This window comes from Treponema sp. SP13, from assembly GCF_050938355.1.
GTDB lineage: Bacteria > Spirochaetota > Spirochaetia > Treponematales > Treponemataceae > Treponema_D > Treponema_D socranskii.
This window is the reverse complement of the sequence record NZ_JADOVM010000002.1, coordinates 43,011-67,092: the sequence shown is the minus strand read 5'-3', so window position 1 is coordinate 67,092 and position 24,082 is coordinate 43,011. Positions and strand designations below refer to the sequence as shown.

The following is a 24,082-nucleotide window of genomic DNA, read 5'->3' as shown; positions in this document are numbered from 1 at the left end:
GAAAAAGCCCGTTACAGGCAACGGGCTTTTCGCAATGGGGAGTGAAGGATTCGAACCTACGAAGGCATAGCCAGCAGATTTACAGTCTGTCCCATTTGACCACTCTGGAAACTCCCCAAAAAGCCGACTCAGGGATTCGAACCCTGGACCTCGAGATTACAAATCACGCGCTGCTACCAGCTGAGCTAAATCGGCGCTGCAGGTCGGCACATACTATATAATAATATAAATCTCGTCAAGTAGTTTTTAAAAAATCATACGGTTGCCGTATACAATTTCAAATCGGGAAGCGCAGACTGCATGAGTTTAAAATGTTTATCGTCAGTCCACACTTCACAGTTGTTTTTTATAGCAAGATATGCAATAACACCGTCTTGAAACGGAACAACAAGACCTTTCTTTTTCAATGCGATAAACTGTTTTGCAAGATTGAGCCAATCATTTTCAGCAAAATTAAGATAGACAAAATCATCCAGAGCTTTTTCCATTTGCAAAAATTCATAATCCGAGTTACTGCCGCGCAAAAGTTCCGTCTTTATGATGCCGCAAACAGCTACAGGATTTTCGGCAAAAATCTTTTCAACTTCGATCGTCGGCTTGTCCCAAAAATCGATGATAATATTCGTATCGACCAAAATCATAAAATACTCGCTTCTCGAAATTTTATAACGGAATTGCGGTCAAGATGTATTTTCCCTGCTAACGAGAAAAATGCCTGTTTATTTTTCGATTTCGTATGCTCTATAAAAACTTCGCCTTGCTCCGTTTCGAGCAGCTTTATAAAAGCCGAAACCGATATCAGAAACTCTTCAGGCAGTTTTTTTACCTGATCGATAACCGTTTCGTACGACATTTTTACCCCCATTTTATTATGGTTACTTTATCACATCTTCGGGAATTTTGCATCATACTTTGATATGGCATTTTACCGCGGAGATTTGCGCGATGCGTTTATTCACCTGCAAAATCGGGGCGCAGCGTTTCCGCTCCGTTTATGTATACGTGGCGCACGGAGGCGCCCTCGTCCATGTATGCGGTGACGAGCACGCGGATCATACCTTTCGCCATGCCGCGGACAGAAGCTTCTTGGCTGCAAAAAAGCGCGCAGGCGGAAACGTCGATTTCGTTTTGTCCGCATCTGAGCGCGGAAGCGGGATTTTTTGCATCCAGATCTTCGGTCATCGTAAACTGTATCGATACGACGTCTTCCGGATCGATATTGTTAAGTTTAAAAAGCGATGTGCACATATCGCACACCCCTTTCGTAATCGATTCGGCCGTATTTTCCGCGCCCGTCGCTCCGCGTAAACCGTAGAGACGTTTCGTCATCGGCCGCTCGCTGCGCTTCCCGAAAAACTTCCCTGCAATTCAGGATAGGTTTTTAGAAGTTCGGATACGTCCCTATTCCGCGCTTCCGTACGTACTTGCCGTATGTGCTGCGCTTCGATATACGCATCGCGCGCGCTGTTGTACAATGTGCGGTCGGGCAGCTTCGACGAAAGAACGGCAAAGTTGTCGAAGACGATGTTCGGATAATCGATCGATGCGCGAAGGCCTTCGAGGAGCTCTTCCGATGTAACGGTTTCCGGCTGAAAGTCGGTGCTGTCGGACGATTTCATTAAAATATACGACGCGGCTTTTCCCGCAAGGGCGGTGCACGAAGCGTCGAGATATGCGTCGAGGCTTTCGGCGTCGGTGACGATGCCGCCGCTTACGAGAGCGATGATGTTTTCAGGCGTAACGCGCGCCGTACAGATAAAATCGAATCGATATGAAAAATCGGGAGCCGATTGAAAAGCGGTGCTGTACACATCAGCCGACGGGAGAGAACCCGATACGGTTTTCGTTACCGTGTGCGGCTTTAAGCTGAATACGCGGAGTACCGCGTTCGTCGGAAGCAGGCTTTCCCAATGCCATGAAAATTTACCCGGCAAAATAGGTTCGCGGTTGACGCCGCTCGTTTTCGATATGAGCACGCCGCATTCGCCCGCTCCGACTTTGAATTGCGTCCATCCGAAATAAAACACGACGCCCGCTGAAACAAGTAAAATAAAAAATATTGCGATAACCTTTTTCATACTTCCTCTATGTATGTTTTTACTGTATACTCAAAATTATAATCTTTTTTACGATAACTGCAAGGTGGGCGATGAGCGGCAAAGAAATTGAAAAGGACGATTCGAAACCCGTTTTATATCGGCTCGTCATGCGTACGGTTTTATTTTTCGCCCTCTTTTTATCTTCGCTCCTCGTCTTTTACGCGATCGGAAATTACCAAAATTTTCTCGACGAAAATCAATATCTTATTTTAACCGCGGCTTCTCTCGCGGCTATCATGCTCTTCGTTTTTTCCGTTTGGGGCTTTGCGGTTTCGCTCGTATATGCGCTCAAAAAAGATATCGCTCGCCGCGCGCTCTACATCGTATCCGCGGCACTTATGCTTTTTACGGCGGCTTTCGGTTTTGTGTGCATGTTCGCATCCCGTCTCATCGATTTTCTTGCGGACGGAATGTAACCGATGCGGACAAGGGCAGGATGAGCAAAAAATCCGCTTCGCATGCGCTGAGCGTCACGGGCTTTCGATCCGTAAAATAATTTTCCGAAATACGGTTACTGATGCTCGGCATACCCTCTCTTCGAAAGTTTTCCCAAAAAAGACCGTGCGATACGAGCTTTCCTTCGGTACGGGAAGAAGCCGTGCGGGCGACGGAAACGATGTCATTCCGTTTTAAATCGGAGATGTCGCAAGCAGTTCCGCTTTTAAGCAGCCTGACGGCTTCGTTCGGAAGGAGCCATAGGTCGGCATGCTGCGGAGAACAAAACGAATCGCATATCGCCAAAAGGTGGTCGAGCCTGCCGCCCCCGCCGCCGATGAGCGTGATAAACGGAATTGCATTTTGTAAAGAAGCTTCACGGAACGCCGCATCCAAAGCGAGCTCCGTGTCGGTAAAATCTTTGTCGCAAGAAAAACGTTCAATGCGCACCACTTCCCGTTTTTCTCCGAGCTGCTGACTTTCATCATCGCTCCGGTCGTACAGATCGATGAGCTTTACATCGGAAATGCTGTCGAAGTCCCCGACGATAAAATCGGGCGTCAAATCGATGTGTGCCGTTTCGCCGCTTTTGAACGCGTCCGCATAGCACTTGAGCGTATCAAGTCCCGAATCCGCAGCGATGACGATGTCGGGCACATGGGAGACGAAATGCGATTCGACCGCTTCGGGCTCCGGGGCATCGCCTCCGGTAAAGATCGTGCAGCGTATAGACTTTTTCCGCTCGGAAAACTTATAATCGCTCATACATGTATAGTAGCGCAAAAAATATAAAAATTCCCCCTGTTCTCAAAAAAATGCACGAGATTTTTTCCCGCGGCGGTTTCCGCTCCTACCTCGTCGGAGGAGCCGTACGCGATATGCTCATGGGCATTCCCCCGCACGATTACGATGTCGCAACCGACGCAAAGCCAGAAGACGTCATGCGTCTCTTTCACCGCGTCATTCCGACGGGGATCGCGCACGGAACGGTAACCGTGCATCTCATGGGATGCCATATCGAAACGACGACATTCCGTACCGAATCGGGCTATTCGGACGGACGGCATCCCGACAGCGTTGCCTATGCGGCGTCGATCGAAGACGACCTTTCGCGGCGGGACTTTACGATGAACGCGGTCGCCGTCGACCTCGCCGACGGAAAACTCGTCGATCCGTTTTCGGGCAGAGGCGACATCAAAGAAAAACTCATCCGTGCGGTCGGAAATCCCCACGAGCGCTTCAGTGAAGACGGACTCCGCCCCGTTCGAGCGATCAGATTCGCCGCGCAATTAAAATTTCGTATAGAAAAGTATACATATTCAGACATTTTCGAGGACAAAACGCTCGCCGTCGTTCAAAAAATTTCGATCGAACGCTTTCGCGACGAATTCATTAAAATGCTGGCTTCCGACGAACCCTCGGTTGCGCTGAAAATGCTCGAAAAAACGGGTATACTCGCCCTCTTTATCCCCGAACTCCTCGAAGGGCGCGGCTGTCTCCAATCCGATGTACGGGGCTTTCACGACTTCGACGTGCTCGATCACCTCTTTTACGCCTGCGACGGCGCACCGAAAGACAATCTTACCGTCCGCCTTGCAGCCCTCTTTCACGATATCGGAAAGCCGAAAACAAAGCGCGTACTCACTGAAAACGGCATCGAAACGATAACGTTTTACAATCACGAGCGGACAGGCGCCGACATGACGAAAAAAATCCTCACGCGCCTTCGCTTTCCGGCAAAAACCGTCGCTTCGGTTTCGCATCTCGTAGCCGAACACATGTTCCACTACGAAAGCGCATGGAGCGATGCCGCCGTCCGCCGCTTTATCGTGCGCACAGGAACGGAGTCTATCGACGACCTCTTCGATTTGCGCCGTGCCGATATTTACGGCATGAAGCGGGAACCCGTGCGAATGCACGACAGCGCTGTCGGAAAAAATCTCGTCGAACTGAAAAAGCGGATCGAAGCCGTACAAAAAGAAAACTCCGCTCTTTCTTTCAAGGATTTGGCGGTAAGCGGAAACGATCTTGCAGAAGCCGGAATACCTCGGGGAAAAGAGATGGGGCGCGTGCTCAAAGAACTCTTTGACACCGTACTCGACGATCCGAAAGAAAATACAAAAGAAAAGCTTTTGGCGATCGCACGGAATATATACCGAAAAGACGGAAAGGATGTAAAATGAAATCGCTGCGGCAAAAAAGCTTATCGCCCGTACGGATAAAATCTCGAAGCGCGAAAGCCCGAATGAAAACAGGGATATGTGAGGCAATGGGTGTCTGGAGATTTTTTCAAATATCGTTTATATTCGAAAAGACTGTATAAGAGAACAGGAGGCATAATTTTATGAAAAAGCTGTGTGTGATTGCGGCGGCTGCCGTAATCGGAATGTTTTCGCTGTATGCAAGCGGTAAAGACGTCTCGTACAAAGCGGGAACCTACAGAGAGTCGGCGAAGGGCAATAACGGAGATGTAACGCTCGACGTAACCTTTTCAAAGAATGCGATCAAAAGCATTAAAGTCGTTTCGCACAAAGAAACGCCGGGTCTTTCCGATCCCGCGTTCGCAAAGATTCCCGATGCGATCGTAAAAAAACAAACGCTCGCAGTCGACGCCGTTTCGGGAGCGACGAATACGTCCCGTGCGATCCTTGAAGCCGTCGAAAAAGCGGTCAAAGCTGCAGGCGGCGATGCTGCTGCTTTGAAAAAATAAAACGGTTTCCGAAAAAACGTGGCCGCATATTCGATGCTTTGAATGTGCGGCTACGTCGTTACGCATCCGCTATAAGCCGTATCGGGCAGTGATCGGAGCCGGCGACGTCGCTCAAAATTTCACTCGATATTACGTGCGGTGCAAAGCTTTCGTTTACGCACTGATAATCGATTCTCCATCCGATATTTTTTTCCCTCGCGTGAAAGCGGTAACTCCACCACGTATACCGTTTGGGTTCCGTGCAAAACATTCGGAAAGTATCCGTATAGCCGCGCGATGTAAATTCGTCCATCCACGCCCGCTCTTCGGGAAGATAGCCCGCATTGCCTTCGTTCGCTTTAGGGTTTGCCAAATCGATCGGTTTATGCGCGATATTGTAGTCGCCGCACAGCACGACGTCGAAACCTTTTTTGACGAGCGTATCGAGATAGTTTAAAATCGAAACGCAAAAGCCGAGCTTGTATTCGAGCCGTTTGCCGCCGTCTTGACTGTTCGGAAAATACGCGCTTATGACGACGAGTTTTCCGAAATATGCGCTCACGACCCTTCCTTCCGCGTCGTAGGCGGCATCTCCGAGGTATTCGACTTTGTCGGGCGCTTTTTTCGTATAAAGCGCCGTGCCGCTGTAGCCCGCCCTTTGTGCCGATGCAAAAAAGGACGTATAAGTGTCGGGCTGCAAAAGAGCGGACGAAAGCTGTTCGGGTTTTGCTTTCGTTTCCTGAATGCACACGATATCGGCTTTGCAGGAGGCGAGCCAGTCGACAAATCCTTTTTTTTCAACGGCGCGGATACCGTTTACGTTCCACGAAATGATGTTCATACTTTCCCTATATCGCCATGTTCATGACCGTCCGCACTTCGTCGAGCGTTTTTTCCGCGACGGCGCGAGCGGCTCGTATGCCGTCGGTGAGGACGCTTTTGATATACGCTTCGTCCTTTTCGAGTTTTTTCCGCTCGGTGCGGAGCGGGCGGAGTTTTTCGTTGAGGCTTTCGGCGAGCAGGCTTTTAAGCATTTTTCCGCCGCCGTCTCCGATGCGTTCGGCAATCGATTCGGGAGCTTCGTCCGTGCACAGCGAAATGAGCTGCAAAAGGTTCGCCACTTCGGGACGATTTACCGGATCGTAGGTGATCCGCCGCTCGCCGTCGGTTTTCGCTTTTTGTATCAAAGCCGCCGTTTCGTCTTCGCTCGCGCACAGCATGATCGCATTGCCCCGGCTTTTGCTCATCTTTTGGCTGCCGTCAAGCCCTTTGATATTCGGCGTTTTCGAAAGGAGCGCATAGGGTTCGGGAAACACGGGAGCGTCTTTTGCAAAGCGGTCGTTAAAGCGCCGTGCGATCGTGCGCGTCATTTCGAGGTGCGGAAGCTGATCCTTTCCGACGGGAACGACGTTCGCTTTACAAAAGAGAATATCGCATGCCTGATGGACGGGATACGTGTACATACCGGCGTTTACGTTTTTTATACCGGCGGACTGTATTTCCTCTTTGACGGTCGGATTCCGCATAAGCTCCGCGTTCGACACGAGCGTTAAAAAAGGCAGCATGAGCTGATTGCATTCGGGTACGCAGCTGTGCGGATAGATGACGACGTCTTTTCCCGGTTTGATCCCCGCCGCAAGATAATCGATAACGAGCTGTTTCGTATTTTGGCTGATTTCACGGAAAGCGTCGTGATCGGTGAGCACTTGGTAATCGGCGATCAGCACCATAGTCGGAACGCCGAGATTTTGCAGCCGCACGCGGTTTTGAAGCGAGCCGAAATAGTGCCCGATGTGCAGCCTTCCCGTCGGACGGTCGCCCGTGAGTACGCGGTATTTTTTCGGATTGAGTTGAATATCTTTTTCGAGTTCCCGGCTTTTGGCGAGAGAAGCTTCGTAGGTGCCGCTCTCGTCGGCATACTGTATTTCATCGCGTTCGTTCATTACTCGAATATAGCACATCGCACGGATGTAAGCTATACTGTCGTCGGTTATGGATTTTACGGATTTTGCTGCGGGAAGCGACGACGGCGGAAGACGGGTCGACAGAGTGCTCCGCCGCTTTTTGTACGATGCGAATCTTTCTTCCGTATATGGCGCTCTCCGCAAAGGGCTCATCCTCGTCAACGCTCAACGCGTAAAACCCGATGCGCGCATCGAAAGCGGAGACGTCGTATCGATCGCATCGTTTTTGCTGCAAAACGAAAAATCCTCCGGCAGCGAAACTAACCCGAACGAAAATCGGCGGGTGTACAAAGCAGCCTCCCTGCCCTACACCATCGTTTTTGCAAACGAACATTTTCTCGTCATCGACAAACCATACGGTGTAGCGGTTCAAGGAAAAAATTCGATTGCCGAAAAAATCGCCGTCTATTACGATGCATCCGTGCCGAAAGAAAAACGCTCGCTCTCTTTTGTCGCAGGCCCCCTCCACCGCCTCGATAAAAATACGACGGGCATCCTCTTTTTTTCGTGGAGCCTTGAAGGAGCTGCGTGGTTTTCGAGAGAGCTGAAAGCGCATCGCATACGAAAAAAATACATCGCGCTCGTCGAAGGCGACATGGAAAGCGAATGCGTGTGGGAAGATTTTATTAAAAAAAACGATGAGCCGAAAACGGGTTTTTATACCGTGCGCGTCGTGTCCGGCAGTACGGCCGGTGCGGGCGACGTACAAAACCTCACAAGCGGCACGGGCGACGTGCAAAATCGTGCAAGAGGAGCGGCATCGGACTCGCTCGCCGCAATGCACGGCGCAAAACGCGCGATCACAAAAGCGAAGCCCCTTTGCCGCGCATCGTACAAGGGACGAAGCGTAACGCTCGCCGAATACGAAATCGAAACGGGGCGTATGCATCAAATCCGCGCCCAGTCCGCGTTTCACGGTTTTCCGCTTTTGGGCGATACGGCGTACGGAGGAAGCCGCATCGACGAAGCCCAAGCTTTTTTTCTTCACGCGTACGAAGTGCGCATCGGCGAAAATTCCGTCGGTCTTCCGCCCGTCATCACATCAACGCTGCCTGTCGCTTTCGAATCCCTCAACGATAAAATATTGCCGAATTGGCGGAAGTCATTTATACTGTAGATAAGGATGTAAGACAAAGCAGTGCGGATATTTCGTAATGTCGTAAGCGAATTGATTCAGCCGTTTAAACCGGATACCGTATACGCGCTCGTCGGCGGAAGCGGCACCGGCAAAAGCTATAAGGCAAAGCTCATCGCCGCGCGTTTCGGGCTTCGTGCCATCATCGACGACGGACTGCTCATTCAAGCCGATAAAATTCTTGCGGGGCATTCGGCAAAAAGCGAACAGTCGTTTTTGGGCGCCGTCCGCGTTGCGCTTTTCGACGACAAAGAACACCGCGACGAAATCGCGCGAAAAATCAAACGCTATCACATCAGGCGCATCCTCATACTCGGCACGTCCGAAAAAATGGTCATGCGCATCGCATCCCGATTGCAACTGCCCCCGCCGTCGAAGATAATCCGCATCGAAGACATTTCGACCGAAGACGAAATCGCGCTCGCCGTAAAGTCGCGCCAAATCGAAGGCAAACACGTTATCCCCGTGGCAGCGGCGGAAGTGCGGAAACTCGACCCGAAAATATTTTCAGGCGGCATCCGTTTCCGCTTTCACCGCCTCAATCCCCTCTCGCTCCTTCGCAAGGATAATAAAGTCGTCGAAAAATCGATCGTACAGCCGGAATTTTCAAAACAAAACCGCCTGCACGTTTCCGAAGCCGCGATCGCAAAGCTGGCCGTTTCGTGTATCTCAGGCTGCGACGGCGCGATTGTCGTCAAAAAGATTTCGATTGCGGCCGACAGCCGCGGCTATAAGCTCACGATTACGATCGACATCCCTTCGGACGCGCAGTCCGCATCGGGTACTCCGCTTACAAAGCGCGTCGACGGACTGCAAAAATCCATCATCGACGCCGTCGAAAGCACGACCGGCACTTTTATCGAAGAAGCGAATATCATCATCGACAAAGTAACCGAACGCGCCCCCGGGTAAGGCTGTCGGAAATTTGTTTTATAAAAAAATTAACAGAAGCAAAAATCGGCGCCGCTCCACGCGGGCGTAAGCGGTATTTTCATTTTCAGTTTTATTAATTAATCAAAAAACGGAATCTTATTGATCGTCTGTGTATTCGATCGGTTTTCGCCGCTTTTTTGAAGAGCGGACTGCAACGCCGAGCGTCTGCAGTACCGAGCGTACGGCGAATTCGAGCTCCGTTCGCTGAGGATTCATCGGAAGCACGTACTTTCTGCATTCGCTCCACGTCCGTATGTAAAGCTCTCCGGAAGGCGTGCGAAGGGCGACTTCTTTTTTCCAATCGGTAAGCGTTTCGATAAAATCCTGCACGATAAAAACGAGCTTCCTTCCGAGCCGCACATCGCCGTCCGATGCGCTCAATTCGTCGAGCGCTTGCAAATGTTTCATATACGAGCTTTCAAAATCTTTGCATTCGTACATGAGAGAAGTCGCCGCGGGCTGCAAGTACATATACAAGTCGGTTTCGAGCGCTTCACGCACGATATCGTAAGCGCGGCCGCTGTTGATGATTTTCAGCAGTTCTTCGGTCAGGCGGGACGCCGACACCGTTTCGAGAAGGTTTGCGCTCTTTCGGATTTTGTATCGCAGCGAAAAAGGCATGCGTGCTCCCGTCATGGCCGAATACTTTACCGCGCGCAGCATACGCACCGGATCTTCGACGAAGATGCGGTCAAGCGCGATGACCGGGCGAAGGACGTGCTTTTTGATGTCGCGCATGCCGCCGACGTAATCGACAACCTGTTCTTTTACGGGATCGTAGTACAGCGCGTTGAGCGTAAAATCGCGCCGCTTTACGTCTTCGTCCATAGAACCGAATTCGTTTCCGACGGAACCGTCGACAGTCGAACGAAAAGTGCTCACTTCAAAAATCTTCGATCCGAATACGACGTGTACGAGCCGAAAACGGCGCCCGATAATGCGCGCATTTCTGAAAATTCTTTTGATGCGATTCGGCGTCGCATCGGTGACGATGTCGAAATCTTTCGGAACGTTTCCGACGATCAGATCGCGCACCGCCCCTCCGACGATGTACGCGCTGAAACCCGCGCCGCGCAGCCGCTCGATTATCTTGAGCGCGTCGACGTCGATTTTATCTTTTGAAATACCGTGTTCAAGTTTTGTGTAGATGAGAGCCTTTTTGACGGGTTTGCCCCGTTCGTCCGTTCCATAGCGAATAAGCACAATAAATTAATAATAAGGAATGCGTCAGTCCGCGTCAATACATCGTATCCGCTTTGATACGGAAATTTTGAAAAAATCGCTCAAGACGAGTTTTGCGATGTTTTTGCAAAGCCGTGAGGATTTGCAAAAACTCGAGGTTTATCCCCGACACGGAAGCCGGGGATAAACCGAATTACCAATTACACATTACCCATTGAAATTACGGCAGTGGAACAAACGGCTTTTTAAAGTCCTTCCATATCGGGGCATTTTGGTATGCGCTGACCGAGGCGGAGGGCACTTTTAATGTTACGCCGGCTAAGACCACATTCTTAAAATCACTGCTTGTCAGTACGGGAGGTGTTGCCGCCTTACAGGTAACGGTTTGTAATTTCGTACAGCTCCCGCAGAAATAACCGTTCGTCGTAGTAAGGCTTGCAGGCAGTTCAACCGTCTTAAGTTCTGAACATTCATCAAGAAACTGGGATTTCAATTCGGTAACGCCTTCGGGAATCTTGACATGTTCCACCTTGCTGATGCAGAGGAAGTTTCTCCCTATGGAAGTGAGCGATGAAGGAATGCTGACCGTTTGTAAATTCGGGCAACAATGCAAACCAAAATCTTCCACCGTTGTAAGACCTGTTTGCAAAACAATGGAAGTAAGCTTTTCACTGTAGTAAAAAGAGCTTTCTCCCAGTACCGTAACGGAAGCAGGCACCGTATAAGACGTACCGGCTTTACCCCTCGGATAGCGGATCAGTTTTGTTTTATCGTTATTAAATAAAACGCCGCCGTCTACGCTTAAAAAGGCGCTTTCGCCGCTTAATGCAAAATCCGTCAACGAGGTTAAATAACCGAAGTCGCTTATACATCTTCCGCTGAAACCGGTGAGGGTGTATGTAATGCCCGAATATTCGACCGTTACGGCAACGGTATAAACGCCGCTGACAGAACCGTTTTCCGGCTTTGTCATTATTACATGCCTTTGCGCCTTGTCGACTACCTTGTACTCTGCACCGTTTAAAAGCGTAAAATTATCGGGAATAGTTACGGAAGACACAAAGGATACCCGTATATCCGCCGCCTGTGTTACGGTGTGCTCGTAGGTGTTTGAGGTATTGCCCGGTACGGCCGCGCCGTTTTCCGTCCATTTTTCCACCTTGTAGCCCGTATCAGGAGACGCCGTAAAGACGAGTACGGTGTTTTCGAGAACCGCAGTGCCGGAAGTAAAGGCTGCCCCGTCCGCCTTGTATGTTGCGCTTATGCTTCCGTTAGTGCCTGCAACGCCGAAGCTGACGGTATATGTGGTAGGAGGCTTTAACTTAAAGCTCACTGCAACCGTTACCGGCTCGGTTATTTTTACCATAGCCGTGCTGCTTCCAGGACTTCCGCCTGAAAGGACTTGTCCGCCCGTAATCGTCCACGCGTCCACCGTGTAGCTTGCTGAATCAGGAGAGGCGGTAAAGACGATAGTCGTGTCCTCATTTACCATCCCGTCTGCAGGAAGGGCAGGTTCGGCACTTATGCTTCCGTTTGCACCGGCACTCATCGTTACCAAGTGCTTCGGAGTAAGCGTTTGCACTTTAAAGCTCACCTTTACGGTAAGATTGTCTTTAAGATTTACCTTCGCCGTGTTGTTTCCCGCAGTTCCCGTACCGGCTTCAAACACCATTCCCGCGCCGAATATCTGCCACTCTTTTACCTCGTAGCCCGCAGCCGGGAAGGCCGTAAAGGTTACGGTTTTGCCTTTTTCGACATTTATGGGGCTCGCCTCCGTTTCCGCAACTCCGTCAGCCTTTGCTTTAAGCGTACCGTTTCCGCCTTCCACACTGAAATTCACGGCGTACTGCGGAAGCGGCGTGCTGTTGCTTTCAAAGCTCACCTTAACCTCGGCCGCCTTGGTAACAGGAAATGAATAGGAACTGTTTGTGCCGTTTACAGCGTTGCCGTCAAGCGTCCAGCCCTTTACCCGGTACCCCGAAGATGCCGTTGCCGTAAAGACAACCGTTTTGCCCTGTTCGACCGTATCGCCCGAATGAATTTCGCTGCCGCCGACCGTCGCTTTGATCGTACCGTTCGCCGGTGTACCTTCTACGCTGAATGTTACGGCGTACTTGGGCGTGGGCGGAGTGCCGCCGCCCGAATCGCTGCCGTTGGAGCAGCCTGTAAAAACGAGTGCTGCGGCAAAAAGCAAAACGCCGGCCGCTGCAATCGGTACTTTTTTTAAAAGGGTTTTACCGAGCTCCCCCCCCCCTATACAAACGTACAGGGTTCATCTTGTTTACAGTCATCATAAACCTCCTCTGAAAACTTTTGCAGGAAATATCAATTTCCGAAAAAGTTTTTAGCCGTGCGCGAGAGCGCACACGTAAAATAGTCGAGTTTGCAACGCAAACTCGAGATACAAAGCAGCGGCGCTATTTTAGCCGCGCTTTGTATCGTACCTCCTCTGAAAACTTTTGCAGGATGCACGTCTTCCGATGTCGAACACTTCCGTTATCTTATGATTATTATAACATATTCCGCTGATTTTCACAACTTTTATTAATTATTTATCAAGAACACGTGATATTTTCGTTTTATTAATTATTGTTTTCAGGGCAGGTGCGCCGAATCGAGATATGACGAATTGTTACCGTGCGAGACAGCTCTGTTTACAACTGTTCGATTTCCGCTTCGGTGAGACCGGTAATCTGCATAATAAAATCAAGTTTGCAATGTGCCTGCTTCATCAGCTTTGCCGTTTCAAGCTTCGCTAGATACGAGCCTTCGGAAAGGCCTTTCGCTTCGCCTTCTTTCAAGGCAATTTCTCTTTCTTCTTCCCGCTGCACGGCTATGTCGACATCGTAATCATATTCGGCAATTAACATGTTCATCACCTCCCGGCTTTTTCGCTGTAAGTATTCCCGTAAGATGTCGTTTTGTATGCACTCTTTGATCGCGTTCTGAAAGCCGTTTTCACTGTCGAGTTTCGTGTGTTTCCGTACGGCATCTACGAACAGCGTGTACTCTTTCAGCGGTTTACACGTATGTAAGATTTCACTTCCCTTATTATAATTGATATTCGTCACGCTGACAACGACTTCGAGAGCAGGTTTTTCGGGTATCGTCATAAAGGCATCGGAAAGTCGGAGTGTCGTATTTTCAGTATAATCTTCTTCGCCGTTGTAGAACACGTAGAACTCCGGCGTAGGAATCTTTTTCAACCTGCGGAGATAACGGTCACGGGGATTTTGAATGAGTTCGTAGAGACGGGCTGCGTACTGCAAAAAGCGCAGCGGCATATTGGCGTTTATCGTAGATTGGTGTTCTACCAATACGATGATCTTTCCGTCGACGAGACAGGCGACGTCATTGCGGAAAGCCATATACATCACCTGTTCGAGACGGAGCTGCTTGAGCTCGACAGATGCGTCGAGGTGAGTGCCGTGGAGCGCGTTGTAGAGGGCGAGAAAGTTCGCCTTTGCATTTTTATCTTCGCCGAAGAAATCGACAAAGACCGAATCCTTGTATCGTCGATTATACTTTACCATAAAACCTCCGGGATAACCGCACCGGAAATGGGTACTTAGAAAAGAAGCGCATACTTACATAAAAAAGGCGGAACGCGAGGCAGCGGAACTGCCGCCGAGCCGCTCAGACCGATGGCAAGCAATCTCTTTGTAAAAAGAGATTGCGCAGTCCGATTCCGATTACGGTCTGCCGCGGCGAACGGCAGGGCTGCTGCCGGGAGTGCAGCCGATTTTTTACGTTATACACTATTTTTTAGGAATACAATTTCCGGTGCGGTTATCCTGATAATACTTCAGTAAATATATATCGCGGAAATGTTACGATTTCGGAGTTTTTTGAAGCAATTTTGGAAAAGAAAGCTACGGAACCGCCGTTCGGGGCAGTTACGTTTATTTTCATAAAAACCGCGTAATTTGTTAATTTACGGGCGATATATAGGTGAAGCGATTTTTTGTCCGCACTATCTCAACAATCAAGGATATCCCCATGGAATATACCCATAAACCCGTCGAAGAACTCACCTTTACCGACGACTTTATGTTCGGCACGGTCATGAAAAATAAAGTTATATGCAAAGGTGTACTGGAGCGCCTTTTGCACATCAAAGTCGGCAAAATAGAATATCCCTCCCTGCAAAAAACGATAGCACCGTTTTACGAAAGCAAAGGTATACGCCTCGACGTTTATGTTTCCGACTCGGAGCGTGTCTTCGATATCGAAATACAAACGTCACTTCCGCCTTCTCTTCCCAAGCGCACGCGTTATTACCAAAGCCTTATGGATGTCGATAACCTCTTGCGGGGCCAGAATTATGCGGAATTAAAAGAGAGCTACGTCATCTTTATCTGTACGCAGGATCCCTTCGGAGAGGGCTTACCCGTGTATACGTTTCGCAACGTATGCAGTGAGAATGGCAGTATTATTCTTGATGACAAAAGCGTTAAGGTGTTTTATAATGTAGGTGCCTACGGTAAAGAAGATGAGCCTGAATTGAGCGCCTTATTGCAGTATCTTTGCGAGAGGCGGGCGACGAGCGGTTTTACACAGCGGATTGATGCGCTTGTCGAAAAAGCGAAACGGAACGAAAAGTTCAGGAGCCGGTATATGTCGTTGAATATCAGAGAAGATGACTTACGCATGGCAGGTGAAAAGATCGGCTTTGAGCGGGGCGTTGCTGCGGGAATACGCAGAGGTCGACGCGACGGCATCGCCGCGGGAGCTCATCAAAAAGCACGAGAGACGGCGAAAATTTTATCGGGTATGCAGATGAGTCTTGAAGCGATAGCAAAAGCGACCGGCCTCTCGGAATCGGAAATCAAAAAACTGTAAGAGCTCATAAATCCGAGCAATGCGCAGGATTTATGAGCGTCTCCTATAAAAGAAAAACGGCTTGGCCGTTTTTCTCCTCACGACTTCATAAAGCGATTGCGAGCAGTGCACAGCAATCACGTGCGTCTCCTATGAGAGAAAAACGCTGTAGGCGTTTTTCGCCTCTCGACTTAAAAGAGCAAATCCGAGCAGTGCGCGACTTGCAACGAGCACGGAGCGCGAAGTTCCCCGCGCGACTTGCAACGAGCACGAAGTGCGAAGTTCCCCGCGCAGGATTTGCGAGCATCTCCTATCACATAGTGCGTCGTAAACGTCGTACTATGTGTCCTTATAAGGAATTGCAGTCGGCTTTCATACCTTTTATTACATCCGAAAGGACAAGATATACCCCCGCGCGACTTGCACCGCTAGAGAGAGGCGAGCCACAAAAGCACGTCGCTTTCGACTTCGGCTTTATTGATTTCGTTGAAAAGCTCATGCCTCGCGTCATCGTATTTTTTGACGGTGAGGTTTTTTGCGCCGTTTTTCCGGTAGATCGCACAGAGTTTTTCTACCGTTTTGCCGTAGCCGCCGACGGGATCGGCACTACCGTAGATTATTAAAATCGGTAAATCGGACGGAATTTTTCGTATATTCGCCCTTTTGTGGATTTTTATAAGGCCGTGCGTCAAATCGCAGTAAAAGCTCGCCGTCGGATTAAAACCGCAGTACGGATCGGCGATGTAACGCGCGACGGCGTCTTTATCGCGCGAAAGCCACTCCTGCCCGTTTACCGAATCGGGGATTTTCTTCGTGTACGCGCCGAAAGCCATCTGTTTTAAAAACGGAGACGCGCGTTTTTTCCCTTTGAAAAACGCGATCACGCGTGCAACGATATTGCCGAACGCGGTGAGAACGAAGGCGGGGCCGGCCGTACCGCACAAAATACAGCCGTCGATGAGGCGGGCATAGGTTTCGATAAAAGACTGCGCGACAAAAGAGCCGAACGAGTGTCCGAGCAGCACCGCTTTTTTGCCCGGAAAGTCGGCTTTCGCTTTTTCGAGCACTTCCCGTACGTCTTCGACAGCACGCTCGAATCCGTTTTTGTCCGCGAGCAGTCCGAACATGCCGCCGTGCTTTTCCGCGGCGCGCTCGGCGGTTTTGCCGTGTCCGCGCACATCGTGAGCGTTCAACACAAAACCGTTTTCCGCAAGCACGGTGCCGAACCGCTCGTATCGCTGAGCGTGTTCGACCATGCCGTGAGAAAGCTGCACGATTCCTGTTACTTTACCGTCGGGAACCCAGCGCGTAACAAAGACTTCTTCACCGTCGCTCATCGTTTGAAAAAATTGTTCTCGCTGCATGGCTTTATTATAGTCGAACCGGTAAAAAGAATCGACCGGCGATGCGTTGAAAAAGGGGTGCGTATGCACGGTGCGTTTCCTCTCAAACATCGCTTGCTTTTTCACGGCATATACACGGCATCCCGTCGTTGAAAAGAGCTTCGTTTCACGCTATCATGGATTCCATGCCTGTAACCGTTAAGGCGGAAAAGCTTGTATTCGGCGGTGACTGCATAGCGCACGTAAACGGAAAAGCGGTTTTTATTCCCTATGCCGTCCCGGGCGAAACGCTCGATATTGAAATCATCTCTTCAAAGCGCGATTACGATAAAGCGAAGATCGTAAGCGTCCGTGCACCGTCTCCGCACAGGAGGCCACCCGCATGTGCATATTACGGATTATGCGGCGGCTGCAATATGATGCACATAGACGACGCCTATCAACGGGAAATGCGAAAATCGGTGCTCGCCGACTGCTTTTCACGTGCGGGAATCGATGTGCCGGAAATCGATGTGATTGCGGGAAAAAGCGAAGGTTACCGCGCTCGTTTTTCGCTGCACAACGGCGGGCTCGTCGCACGCGACGGAAAATCGATCGTACCGGTAGCGCGATGCGCCGTCGCGACAGATGAAGTGAACGAGTGGTTCTCGAAAACGCCTTTTGAAAATCGACCGAGCGGCATCATCCGCATATTCGGAGATGCGAACGTCGTAAGCACGGTTTCTAACGGCAAAAAAATCGTTTCGGCGGAATGCCCCAGTCATACGGAAACCGATGAGGCGGTAAAGTCCGCGCAAAGCACGCACGGGAAAAAAATAAAAACACCACCGAAGCGCTTTTCGGGAACGCTCTCGTCTCCCGATACGGCGGTAAAAATCGCGATCGGCGGAAAAGAAATCGGCTTTGATGTGAGGGGCTTTTTTCAATCGAATACGGACGTGCTTGAGCGCGCAATCGGAAAGGTATGCACCTCTCTTTCGGGCAAAAACGCGCTCGATTTGTACGCCGGCTGCGGTACGTTTTCCGTTTTTCTTGCGGATACTTTCGAACACGTAACGCTCGTCGAACACAACCGAGACGCTCTCGTCTTTGCCGAACAGAATACGGCGGGAAAAAATCACGCGAGTTACGGAGTAAGCGGCGCGACATGGGTGCATGATTTTTCCAAAACGGCTCCAATCTTCGACGCCGCCGTCGCGGATCCGCCGAGGAGCGGAATGGAAAAAGAAGTGTGCGAGTGGCTTTGCAAAAGCGATATTCCGCATATACGCTCTCTTTCGTGCGATCCCGCAACGCACGCACGGGATGCGGCAAAACTTATCTGCTCGGGCTACAGCCTTGTATCGCTTACGCTGCTCGATTTTTATCCGAATACGTGCCATATCGAAAGCTTGGCAATCTTTGAAAAACGAACCAAACAAGGTAGACAGAATGCAAAAAACGTCTAAATTTTTATACAACTTAACAATCTTTTTAATGTTTTCAGCCGGAAATGCGATTTTTTCGCAAAGCCGAGCGGTCGAACGCAATTTTGCCACAGAAGAGCCGAACTGGTCGCTTACGCTCAACGGCAAAATCATCGCCCCTCCGCAGGCGACGTCCTACGGTTTTGCAGTCCTCACCGACGGACGCACGGTGTACGCTGCTTCTGACGACGGTACCGTTTTATGGCAACGCCAACTCGGAGGCAGAATCAGCCCCTACCTCACCGTGCTCGACGGCGATTTTCTTTTAACCGTTTTCCGCGGCAATACACTCACGCTTTTAAATCCCGAAGGACTTCCGCTGTGGTCGGTTCGCGTACCCTTTACGCTTGCAGCTTCTCCGTTTATCGGACGGGATGCGCGCATTTTCGTACGCGGAAAAACCGATATCGCGTGCTACGGAATCAAGGGCGTATGTAAATGGCACATCCGAACCGAGGAGCAGGATACGCAGGCGATACAGGAACTCCCCGACGGAAGCGTCGTCGTCCTGCTCGCAAAACCCGACAACGGAAAAACGACGGCGCTGCGCATATCGCCGTTCGGGGAAATCATCGAAAAATTCGCCTTTACCGGTATCGTCGCATCCTGCGTTTCATCCTCTCAAGGCGGTATCCTCGTTACGCTGAAATCGGGGGGAGCGGGTTTGTGTGCGATCGACGGTAAAAACAAAACCTCGACAAAGTGGGCGCTTTCCCGAACGAAAGGCTCCCTTCCGCTTCCCGCAAACGACGGCAGTTTTTTTATCCCTTATTCGTCGACGCGGGCCGCGCTCGTGCAGCCTGCGGGAGGGGACGCCGCCGTTACGTTTTATACACTGTCCGACGGAGAAGCGTCAACGCATTACCGCGTTTCGGGCATCGACGTTTCGCGCATTTCGTACATCAAGCCTTTTTTGCGCGGCATGGCCTTCGCGGACGCAAACAGCGCGGTCTTTTGCACCGAACGCGAAAGCGCCGTGTGGAACGTGCATCTCCCCGACATGAACGGCTCGTCCGATCCGTGGAATTATCTTTTATATACCGAAAGCGGCTACCTCATCATGTGCAAAAAATCGTGGACGATCGCGGGTTTCCGCGTCGTACAGAACGTCGGAGGAGGACAGCTGCAAAGACAGGAACGCGGAAATTACAATGCTTTTTTTACAACGGAAACTCCGCTCTACGATATGTATGAAATCGAAGGAAAGCTCGATACGGGATTGACCGGAACCGAACGCCGCTCGGCGCTCGATAGCGGTATGTACGGTCCGCTCGAAAAAGCGTGGGCGTCGGAATTGAAAAGCGCATGCGAAGCTTACCGTTCGGCACGTACAAGCGTGCAGACGACTACCCGCACAAAGCGTTCGGTTTTTATCGAAGACGTCGCCGGTACCGATGCAATGTTTAAACAGCTTTCCCGCTACGGAACAAGCACCGAAAGCGAAATCATCGCGCGCCTCATCGAAGCCGAAGGGGTCGGCGTACATTTGCCCACGCTCATCGCACAGGCCGGAGAATGCGCGTACGATCCCGCGGGCAGCATGCTCGATTCGCTCGACAAAGCGTTCCGCTCGATTCCTTCTCAAAATACGCGGCTTTTGCAAACCCTGTGCGATACCGTCTTTTCGATATGCCGCTTTATGGGACGGCCCGCTTTTTACCGGCACGGCAAAGACATACTCGCCCGTCTCCTGTACCCGCAGTACGACCCGAAAGTGAGAGCATACGCGGGGCAGACGCTGCAAAAGATCGCCGCGCTCGGAAAAGATCAAGCGGAAAAAAGCAAATGAATTGACGCGGTGCCGATATTTTGTTATTATAGCAGAACCTCGCCCGGATGGTGGAATTGGCAGACACGCTAGCTTCAGGTGCTAGTGAGCCTACGCTCATGGGGGTTCAAGTCCCCCTCCGGGCATATTCGGATTTTTCAGAAAAAATAATTTCTTGACACATTAATCGCAATCAAAAAATATTCGGGACTTGAAGGGTGAAGCGAGCGCCGAGCAAGTGCAGGCGCTTTCTATCGGATATTTCGTTTCACATAACCTTGATTGTGCGCGCCTCTTGTGATATAGTTCGTATATGAAAGTCGCAATCTTTTTCGGCTCGAAATCCGATACGGCAAAAATGGCAAAGGCTGCCGACGTGTTAAAAAACTTCGACGTCGAATACGAAGCGTTTATCATCTCCGCACACCGTGCGGGAAACCTGCTCCGCTCTACGGTCGAAAAAGTCGAACGGGAAGGTGTCGACGTGATCATTGCGGGCGCAGGCCTTGCAGCCGCCCTACCCGGCGTGATCGCGGGTATGACGGTGCTGCCGGTTATCGGTGTGCCTCTTGAAAGCGTATCGGAAGGTTCGAACGGTCTTGCAGGTTTCGACGCGCTCCTTTCCATCGTGCAGATGCCGCCGCAAATTCCGGTCGCGACCGTCGGTATCGGAAACGCGAAAAACGCCGCCTACCTCGCCCTTGAAATCCTTGCATTGAAATATCCCGAAATAAAAACAAAGCTTATCGAATTTCGCAAAAAACTTGCGGAAGAAGCCGCTTTACAAGGCGGCAATGGAGTATCGCTATGAACGAAAACGTCGTTAAAAAAGAGCAGCTTTACGAAGGCAAAGCGAAAAAAATTTTTGCAACTTCAGACCCCGACCTCGTCATCATGGAATACAAAGATTCCGCGACGGCGTTCAACGGCGCAAAAAAAGGCACGATCGAAGACAAGGGCATCATGAACAACGAAATCTCGGCAAAGCTCTACGAGCTGCTCAATTCGTGGGACGTGCCGACGCATTTTATTAAAAAACTTTCCGAACGCGAAGTGCTTTGCAAAAAAGTGAAAATCATTCCGCTCGAAGTGATCGTGCGAAACGTCGCCGCAGGCTCGTTCAGCAAACGGCTCGGCGTAAGCGAAGGCACAGCGCTTAAAACAACGGTTTTTGAAATATCGTACAAGTGCGACGAACTCGACGATCCGCTCATCAACGACTACCACGCAGTCGCTATCGGAGCTGCAACATGGGACGAACTCCACCGCGTCTACGAAATCACGGCTCAAGTCAACACGATCCTCACGCATTTCTTTTTGCGCTGCGGAGTGCGCCTTATCGACTTTAAACTCGAATTCGGCAAGGACAAAGACGGCGCCATATTTCTCGCCGATGAGATTTCGCCGGATACGTGCCGTTTTTGGGACGCAAAGACGAACGAAAAGCTCGACAAAGACCGCTTTCGCCGCGATCTCGGCAATGTCAAAGAAGCCTATGTCGAAATGCTCGATCGCATCGAAAAAGAGCTCTGATTGTTAATTAATAATTTTACGGACGGCGCCGGTATGAATGATTTAACCGATGAAGAAGACGTTCTCCACGACGAATGCGGCGTCGTCGGCGTGTATTTGAACGCCGACCCAATCGATACGTCGGCAATGAGCGCTTCTTCCCTCGCCTACTACGGCATGTATTCGTTGCAGCACCGCGGACAGGAAAGCGCGGGAATTGCCGTGTCGGACGGAAGCGACGTCAAAGTGCATAAGCTTATGGGTCTCGTCGCCGATGTCTTTAAACGCGAAAACCTCGATTCACTTTCGGGACGGATCGCCGTCGCCCACGTCCGCTATGCGACCGCCGGCGGCTGTACGATCGAAAACGCACAGCCCATGGTCTACCGTTTTAAGCTCGGTACCGTCGCCGTTGCGCACAACGGTCAGCTTGTCAATTACGAACAGCTTCGCGAAATGCTCGAAGAAAGCGGTTCGTCGTTCAATTCGACGAGCGATACGGAAGTTATCGTCAAATTCATCGCGAAAAGCTATAAAAAAGGACTCGAACGCGCACTCACCGATACGATTCAGCTTATCAAAGGTTCGTTCGCGCTCTGCGTTATGACGCAGGACTGCCTCATCGGTGCGCGCGATCCGAACGGTATCCGCCCGCTCTGTCTCGGAAAGCTCGCAGGCGGCTGGGTACTCGCAAGCGAAAGCTGCGCGATCGACGCGATGGGAGCCGACTTCGTGCGCGATATCCGTCCCGGCGAAATCGTCATCATCAACGGCGACGGTGTACTCTCGTTCGAGTTCGGCGAAAAGACGTCGAAGCGTTCGTGCATCTTCGAATACGTGTACTTCGCGCGTCCCGATTCGGTACTCGACGAAATCCCCGTGCAGGAAGCGAGGCTTCGCATGGGAGCGATGCTTGCAAAAGAAAATCCCGTATCGGCGGACGTCGTCATCGGTGTGCCCGACAGCGGACTCGGAGCCGCACTCGGCTATTCGCGGGCGGCGGGCATCCCCTATGCGACGGGTATCGTCAAAAATAAATACATCGGCAGATCGTTTATCGCGCCGACGCAAAAAGAGCGGGAAAATACCGTATTCGTCAAACTCAATACGATCAAAAACGAAATAAACGGAAAGCGCGTCATCGTCATAGACGATTCGATCGTGCGCGGTACGACGAGCAGGCGTCTCATTCAAATACTGCGCAAAGCGGGCGCAAAAGAAGTGCACTTTCGCGTTTCAAGTCCGCCGGTAAAATTTCCGTGTTATTTCGGCATCGATACGCCGCGCAGAGCGGAACTCATCTCATCGGCTCACGATGTCGAAACGATACGCAAAGAGATCGGCGCCGATTCGCTCGCGTTTTTGAGTATGGACGGCATGCTCGAAGCGCTTCGTTCGTGCAATCCCGAACAATACGGTTACTGCAAAGGCTGCTTTACCGGCGAATATCCCGTAGCGGTGCCCGGAGAGATCCGAAGCGCACAGCTGCGGTGCTAGTTAAAATTATTAATCAATAATATCGGACTAAATGTGGAGCTGTCCAAAAGTAACCGACTCTTGAGACAGCACTGTTTTCCGGAAGACGGTTTGTAATTATTTCGATAAAGGCGGGGCGATATGGCGAAAACCATCGATTACAAAAAAAGCGGCGTCGACGTCGGCGAAGGATATAAAGCGGTCGACGAATACAAAAAATCGGCGGCGAAAACCGCGATCCCGGGACTTTTGACGGGCATCGGAAGCTTCAACGGCATGTTCGCCGTGCCGAAACATATCAAAGAACCCGTTATGGTAAGCGGTACGGACGGCGTCGGCACAAAACTCGACATCGCCTTTAAGATGAAAAAATACGATACCGTCGGCATCGACTGCGTTGCGATGAGCGTCAACGATATCCTCTGCTCGGGTGTGCCGACGCTTTTTTTTCTCGACTACATCGCCTGCGGTTCGCTCGATGCGAAGATCGCGGGCAAAATCGTAGAAGGAATCGCCGCAGGCTGTAAAGATGCGGGCTGCGCGCTGCTCGGAGGCGAAACCGCCGAAATGCCGGGCTTTTACGACAAGGGCAAATACGACGTCGCGGGTTTCGGCGTCGGCATCGGTGAAAAAAAAAGAGCTTATAAGCGGCAGTAAGATACGAGCGGGAGACGTACTCATCGGTCTTTCGTCGACAGGCGTTCATTCGAACGGTTATTCGCTCGTACGAAAACTCGTTACCGATTTCAGCGAACCTTTTTGTTCGGACGGAAAGCATGATCGAAAAACGATCGGTGATGTACTTTTGACGCCGACGCGCATCTACGTGCGACCGGTTATGGACGTACTCAAAACGTACCGGAGCTCGGTACACGGCATGGTACACATCACGGGCGGCGGCTTTTATGAAAATCTTCCGCGCATGTATCCCCGTGCAAAGGAAAATCAAAAACAGCTCATATCGATTATTAAAAACGGAAGCTGGGACATCCCTCCTGTTTTTGAAGAGCTCGTAAGGCGGGGAGCCGACGAAAAGCGCATGTTCGAAACGTTCAATATGGGAATCGGCTTTGTGCTCGCGGTAAAAAAAAGCGACGCCTGCGCGATCGTCGATCGGTTCAACAAACACGCAAAGCGCTTTTCGGTCAAAGGCATCCCCGATATGAAAGCGTATACGATAGGGCGCGTCGCCGCATCCGAAAAAGAAATCCGCGGAAACGTCAAAGGCAATAAAGCGATGACGCTCTTTGAGGAATGAA

The 24,082-nt window shown here is 50.8% G+C and carries 23 protein-coding genes and 3 tRNA genes; 14 read left to right on the top strand and 12 right to left on the bottom strand.

Annotated elements, in window-relative coordinates:
* Nucleotides 1-35 precede the first annotated feature (35 nt).
* From IZU26_RS04405 to IZU26_RS04385, 5 genes are all read right to left on the bottom strand, one after another.
* A tRNA-Tyr gene (locus IZU26_RS04405) sits at nucleotides 36-117 on the bottom strand.
* Between the two features lie 4 nt (nucleotides 118-121).
* Nucleotides 122-195: transfer RNA gene (locus IZU26_RS04400), tRNA-Thr, on the bottom strand.
* A gap of 59 nt (nucleotides 196-254) precedes the next feature.
* Complete coding sequence (locus tag IZU26_RS04395; RefSeq protein ID WP_433277106.1) at nucleotides 255-641, bottom strand: PIN domain-containing protein; 387 nt, start codon at nucleotides 639-641, stop codon at nucleotides 255-257.
* 310 nt (nucleotides 642-951) lie between these two features.
* Nucleotides 952-1,329, bottom strand: coding sequence for a chorismate mutase (locus tag IZU26_RS04390; RefSeq protein WP_433277104.1), 378 nt, complete (start codon nucleotides 1,327-1,329; stop codon nucleotides 952-954).
* Entirely contained in the window at nucleotides 1,326-2,078 is a 753-nt protein-coding gene (locus IZU26_RS04385; RefSeq protein WP_433277102.1) for a hypothetical protein, read from the bottom strand. The genes IZU26_RS04390 and IZU26_RS04385 overlap by 4 nt, the downstream gene beginning before the upstream one ends.
* Nucleotides 2,079-2,149: 71 nt before the next feature.
* On the opposite strand from IZU26_RS04385, the gene IZU26_RS04380 reads away from it, so the two are divergent.
* A complete protein-coding gene (locus tag IZU26_RS04380; protein ID WP_433277100.1) occupies nucleotides 2,150-2,515 on the top strand; it encodes a hypothetical protein in 366 nt (121 codons plus the stop codon).
* Here IZU26_RS04380 and IZU26_RS04375 read toward each other — a convergent pair.
* Nucleotides 2,487-3,299 (bottom strand): hypothetical protein, encoded by an 813-nt coding sequence (locus IZU26_RS04375; protein WP_433277098.1) that lies wholly within the window; start codon nucleotides 3,297-3,299, stop codon nucleotides 2,487-2,489. The two genes, IZU26_RS04380 and IZU26_RS04375, sit on opposite strands and share 29 nt — an antisense overlap.
* Nucleotides 3,300-3,301: 2 nt before the next feature.
* Here IZU26_RS04375 and IZU26_RS04370 point away from each other — a divergent pair, with 2 nt between their 5' ends.
* Nucleotides 3,302-4,717, top strand: coding sequence for a CCA tRNA nucleotidyltransferase (locus IZU26_RS04370; RefSeq protein WP_433277096.1), 1,416 nt, complete (start codon nucleotides 3,302-3,304; stop codon nucleotides 4,715-4,717).
* Nucleotides 4,718-4,878: 161 nt separating this feature from the next.
* The gene (locus IZU26_RS04365; RefSeq protein WP_021330214.1) at nucleotides 4,879-5,244 is read left to right on the top strand and encodes an FMN-binding protein; all 366 of its coding nucleotides are present in this window, start codon (nucleotides 4,879-4,881) and stop codon (nucleotides 5,242-5,244) included.
* Nucleotides 5,245-5,302: 58 nt separating this feature from the next.
* On the opposite strand, the gene IZU26_RS04360 is transcribed toward IZU26_RS04365, so the two are convergent.
* Together IZU26_RS04360 and trpS are read right to left on the bottom strand one after the other, a co-directional pair.
* A complete protein-coding gene (locus IZU26_RS04360) occupies nucleotides 5,303-6,064 on the bottom strand; it encodes an exodeoxyribonuclease III (protein WP_433277093.1) in 762 nt (253 codons plus the stop codon).
* A gap of 7 nt (nucleotides 6,065-6,071) precedes the next feature.
* Nucleotides 6,072-7,166 carry a tryptophan--tRNA ligase gene (trpS, locus tag IZU26_RS04355; RefSeq protein ID WP_433277091.1) on the bottom strand — a complete coding sequence of 365 codons (1,095 nt, stop codon included), beginning with the start codon at nucleotides 7,164-7,166 and terminating at the stop codon, nucleotides 6,072-6,074.
* A gap of 49 nt (nucleotides 7,167-7,215) precedes the next feature.
* Here trpS and IZU26_RS04350 point away from each other — a divergent pair, with 49 nt between their 5' ends.
* Both IZU26_RS04350 and IZU26_RS04345 read left to right on the top strand, forming a co-directional pair.
* Nucleotides 7,216-8,304, top strand: coding sequence for an RluA family pseudouridine synthase (locus tag IZU26_RS04350; RefSeq protein WP_433277089.1), 1,089 nt, complete (start codon nucleotides 7,216-7,218; stop codon nucleotides 8,302-8,304).
* Nucleotides 8,305-8,325: 21 nt separating this feature from the next.
* Entirely contained in the window at nucleotides 8,326-9,234 is a 909-nt protein-coding gene (locus IZU26_RS04345; RefSeq protein ID WP_433277087.1) for a hypothetical protein, read from the top strand.
* A 117-nt stretch (nucleotides 9,235-9,351) separates the two neighbouring features.
* Here the strand turns inward: IZU26_RS04345 and pcnB are convergent, their stop codons facing one another.
* The 3 genes from pcnB to IZU26_RS04330 all read right to left on the bottom strand — a co-directional run bounded on the left by pcnB (nucleotide 9,352) and on the right by IZU26_RS04330 (nucleotide 13,970).
* Nucleotides 9,352-10,458, bottom strand: a complete 1,107-nt coding sequence (pcnB, locus tag IZU26_RS04340) for a polynucleotide adenylyltransferase PcnB (RefSeq protein ID WP_433277085.1) — start codon at nucleotides 10,456-10,458, stop codon at nucleotides 9,352-9,354.
* Nucleotides 10,459-10,657: 199 nt separating this feature from the next.
* A complete protein-coding gene (locus tag IZU26_RS04335) occupies nucleotides 10,658-12,631 on the bottom strand; it encodes an InlB B-repeat-containing protein (protein ID WP_433277083.1) in 1,974 nt (657 codons plus the stop codon).
* Nucleotides 12,632-13,091: 460 nt separating this feature from the next.
* Nucleotides 13,092-13,970 (bottom strand): Rpn family recombination-promoting nuclease/putative transposase, encoded by an 879-nt coding sequence (locus tag IZU26_RS04330; RefSeq protein ID WP_433277081.1) that lies wholly within the window; start codon nucleotides 13,968-13,970, stop codon nucleotides 13,092-13,094.
* A 466-nt stretch (nucleotides 13,971-14,436) separates the two neighbouring features.
* On the opposite strand from IZU26_RS04330, the gene IZU26_RS04325 reads away from it, so the two are divergent.
* Nucleotides 14,437-15,279 carry an Rpn family recombination-promoting nuclease/putative transposase gene (locus IZU26_RS04325; protein ID WP_433277079.1) on the top strand — a complete coding sequence of 281 codons (843 nt, stop codon included), beginning with the start codon at nucleotides 14,437-14,439 and terminating at the stop codon, nucleotides 15,277-15,279.
* A 407-nt stretch (nucleotides 15,280-15,686) separates the two neighbouring features.
* On the opposite strand, the gene IZU26_RS04320 is transcribed toward IZU26_RS04325, so the two are convergent.
* Nucleotides 15,687-16,622: an alpha/beta hydrolase gene (locus IZU26_RS04320; protein ID WP_310823269.1), complete on the bottom strand. Its 936-nt coding sequence runs from the start codon at nucleotides 16,620-16,622 to the stop codon at nucleotides 15,687-15,689.
* 164 nt (nucleotides 16,623-16,786) lie between these two features.
* Between IZU26_RS04320 and IZU26_RS04315 the strand changes: the two genes are divergently transcribed.
* The 8 genes from IZU26_RS04315 (at nucleotide 16,787) to IZU26_RS04280 (ending at nucleotide 24,081) form a co-directional block, all read left to right on the top strand.
* The gene (locus tag IZU26_RS04315) at nucleotides 16,787-18,049 is read left to right on the top strand and encodes a class I SAM-dependent RNA methyltransferase (RefSeq protein ID WP_433277077.1); all 1,263 of its coding nucleotides are present in this window, start codon (nucleotides 16,787-16,789) and stop codon (nucleotides 18,047-18,049) included.
* Nucleotides 18,050-18,077: 28 nt separating this feature from the next.
* Nucleotides 18,078-19,856: a PQQ-binding-like beta-propeller repeat protein gene (locus IZU26_RS04310; RefSeq protein WP_433277075.1), complete on the top strand. Its 1,779-nt coding sequence runs from the start codon at nucleotides 18,078-18,080 to the stop codon at nucleotides 19,854-19,856.
* A 41-nt stretch (nucleotides 19,857-19,897) separates the two neighbouring features.
* A tRNA-Leu gene (locus IZU26_RS04305) sits at nucleotides 19,898-19,981 on the top strand.
* Between the two features lie 167 nt (nucleotides 19,982-20,148).
* Nucleotides 20,149-20,646 (top strand): 5-(carboxyamino)imidazole ribonucleotide mutase, encoded by a 498-nt coding sequence (gene purE, locus IZU26_RS04300; protein WP_433277073.1) that lies wholly within the window; start codon nucleotides 20,149-20,151, stop codon nucleotides 20,644-20,646.
* Nucleotides 20,643-21,368: a phosphoribosylaminoimidazolesuccinocarboxamide synthase gene (purC, locus tag IZU26_RS04295; RefSeq protein WP_310823273.1), complete on the top strand. Its 726-nt coding sequence runs from the start codon at nucleotides 20,643-20,645 to the stop codon at nucleotides 21,366-21,368. Before purE ends, purC begins: the two co-directional genes overlap by 4 nt.
* 33 nt (nucleotides 21,369-21,401) lie before the next feature.
* Complete coding sequence (purF, locus tag IZU26_RS04290) at nucleotides 21,402-22,844, top strand: amidophosphoribosyltransferase (RefSeq protein ID WP_433277071.1); 1,443 nt, start codon at nucleotides 21,402-21,404, stop codon at nucleotides 22,842-22,844.
* Between the two features lie 120 nt (nucleotides 22,845-22,964).
* Nucleotides 22,965-23,480, top strand: a complete 516-nt coding sequence (locus IZU26_RS04285; RefSeq protein WP_433277069.1) for a phosphoribosylformylglycinamidine cyclo-ligase — start codon at nucleotides 22,965-22,967, stop codon at nucleotides 23,478-23,480.
* Complete coding sequence (locus IZU26_RS04280) at nucleotides 23,449-24,081, top strand: AIR synthase-related protein (RefSeq protein WP_433277067.1); 633 nt, start codon at nucleotides 23,449-23,451, stop codon at nucleotides 24,079-24,081. The genes IZU26_RS04285 and IZU26_RS04280 overlap by 32 nt, the downstream gene beginning before the upstream one ends.
* Nucleotide 24,082: the final 1 nt, after the last annotated feature.

Bases quoted from the DNA above. Each gene is read 5' to 3' on its own strand.
- IZU26_RS04395 (WP_433277106.1), bottom strand. From the start codon at position 641: ATGATTTTGGTCGATACGAATATTATCATCGATTTTTGGGACAAGCCG.
- IZU26_RS04390 (WP_433277104.1), bottom strand. From the start codon at position 1,329: ATGACGAAACGTCTCTACGGTTTACGCGGAGCGACGGGCGCGGAAAAT.
- IZU26_RS04385 (WP_433277102.1), bottom strand. From the start codon at position 2,078: ATGAAAAAGGTTATCGCAATATTTTTTATTTTACTTGTTTCAGCGGGC.
- IZU26_RS04380 (WP_433277100.1), top strand. From the start codon at position 2,150: ATGAGCGGCAAAGAAATTGAAAAGGACGATTCGAAACCCGTTTTATAT.
- IZU26_RS04375 (WP_433277098.1), bottom strand. From the start codon at position 3,299: ATGAGCGATTATAAGTTTTCCGAGCGGAAAAAGTCTATACGCTGCACG.
- IZU26_RS04370 (WP_433277096.1), top strand. From the start codon at position 3,302: ATGTATAGTAGCGCAAAAAATATAAAAATTCCCCCTGTTCTCAAAAAA.
- IZU26_RS04365 (WP_021330214.1), top strand. From the start codon at position 4,879: ATGAAAAAGCTGTGTGTGATTGCGGCGGCTGCCGTAATCGGAATGTTT.
- IZU26_RS04360 (WP_433277093.1), bottom strand. From the start codon at position 6,064: ATGAACATCATTTCGTGGAACGTAAACGGTATCCGCGCCGTTGAAAAA.
- trpS (WP_433277091.1), bottom strand. From the start codon at position 7,166: ATGAACGAACGCGATGAAATACAGTATGCCGACGAGAGCGGCACCTAC.
- IZU26_RS04350 (WP_433277089.1), top strand. From the start codon at position 7,216: ATGGATTTTACGGATTTTGCTGCGGGAAGCGACGACGGCGGAAGACGG.
- IZU26_RS04330 (WP_433277081.1), bottom strand. From the start codon at position 13,970: ATGGTAAAGTATAATCGACGATACAAGGATTCGGTCTTTGTCGATTTC.
- IZU26_RS04325 (WP_433277079.1), top strand. From the start codon at position 14,437: ATGGAATATACCCATAAACCCGTCGAAGAACTCACCTTTACCGACGAC.
- IZU26_RS04320 (WP_310823269.1), bottom strand. From the start codon at position 16,622: ATGCAGCGAGAACAATTTTTTCAAACGATGAGCGACGGTGAAGAAGTC.
- IZU26_RS04315 (WP_433277077.1), top strand. From the start codon at position 16,787: ATGCCTGTAACCGTTAAGGCGGAAAAGCTTGTATTCGGCGGTGACTGC.
- IZU26_RS04310 (WP_433277075.1), top strand. From the start codon at position 18,078: ATGTTTTCAGCCGGAAATGCGATTTTTTCGCAAAGCCGAGCGGTCGAA.
- purE (WP_433277073.1), top strand. From the start codon at position 20,149: ATGAAAGTCGCAATCTTTTTCGGCTCGAAATCCGATACGGCAAAAATG.
- purC (WP_310823273.1), top strand. From the start codon at position 20,643: ATGAACGAAAACGTCGTTAAAAAAGAGCAGCTTTACGAAGGCAAAGCG.
- purF (WP_433277071.1), top strand. From the start codon at position 21,402: ATGAATGATTTAACCGATGAAGAAGACGTTCTCCACGACGAATGCGGC.
- IZU26_RS04285 (WP_433277069.1), top strand. From the start codon at position 22,965: ATGGCGAAAACCATCGATTACAAAAAAAGCGGCGTCGACGTCGGCGAA.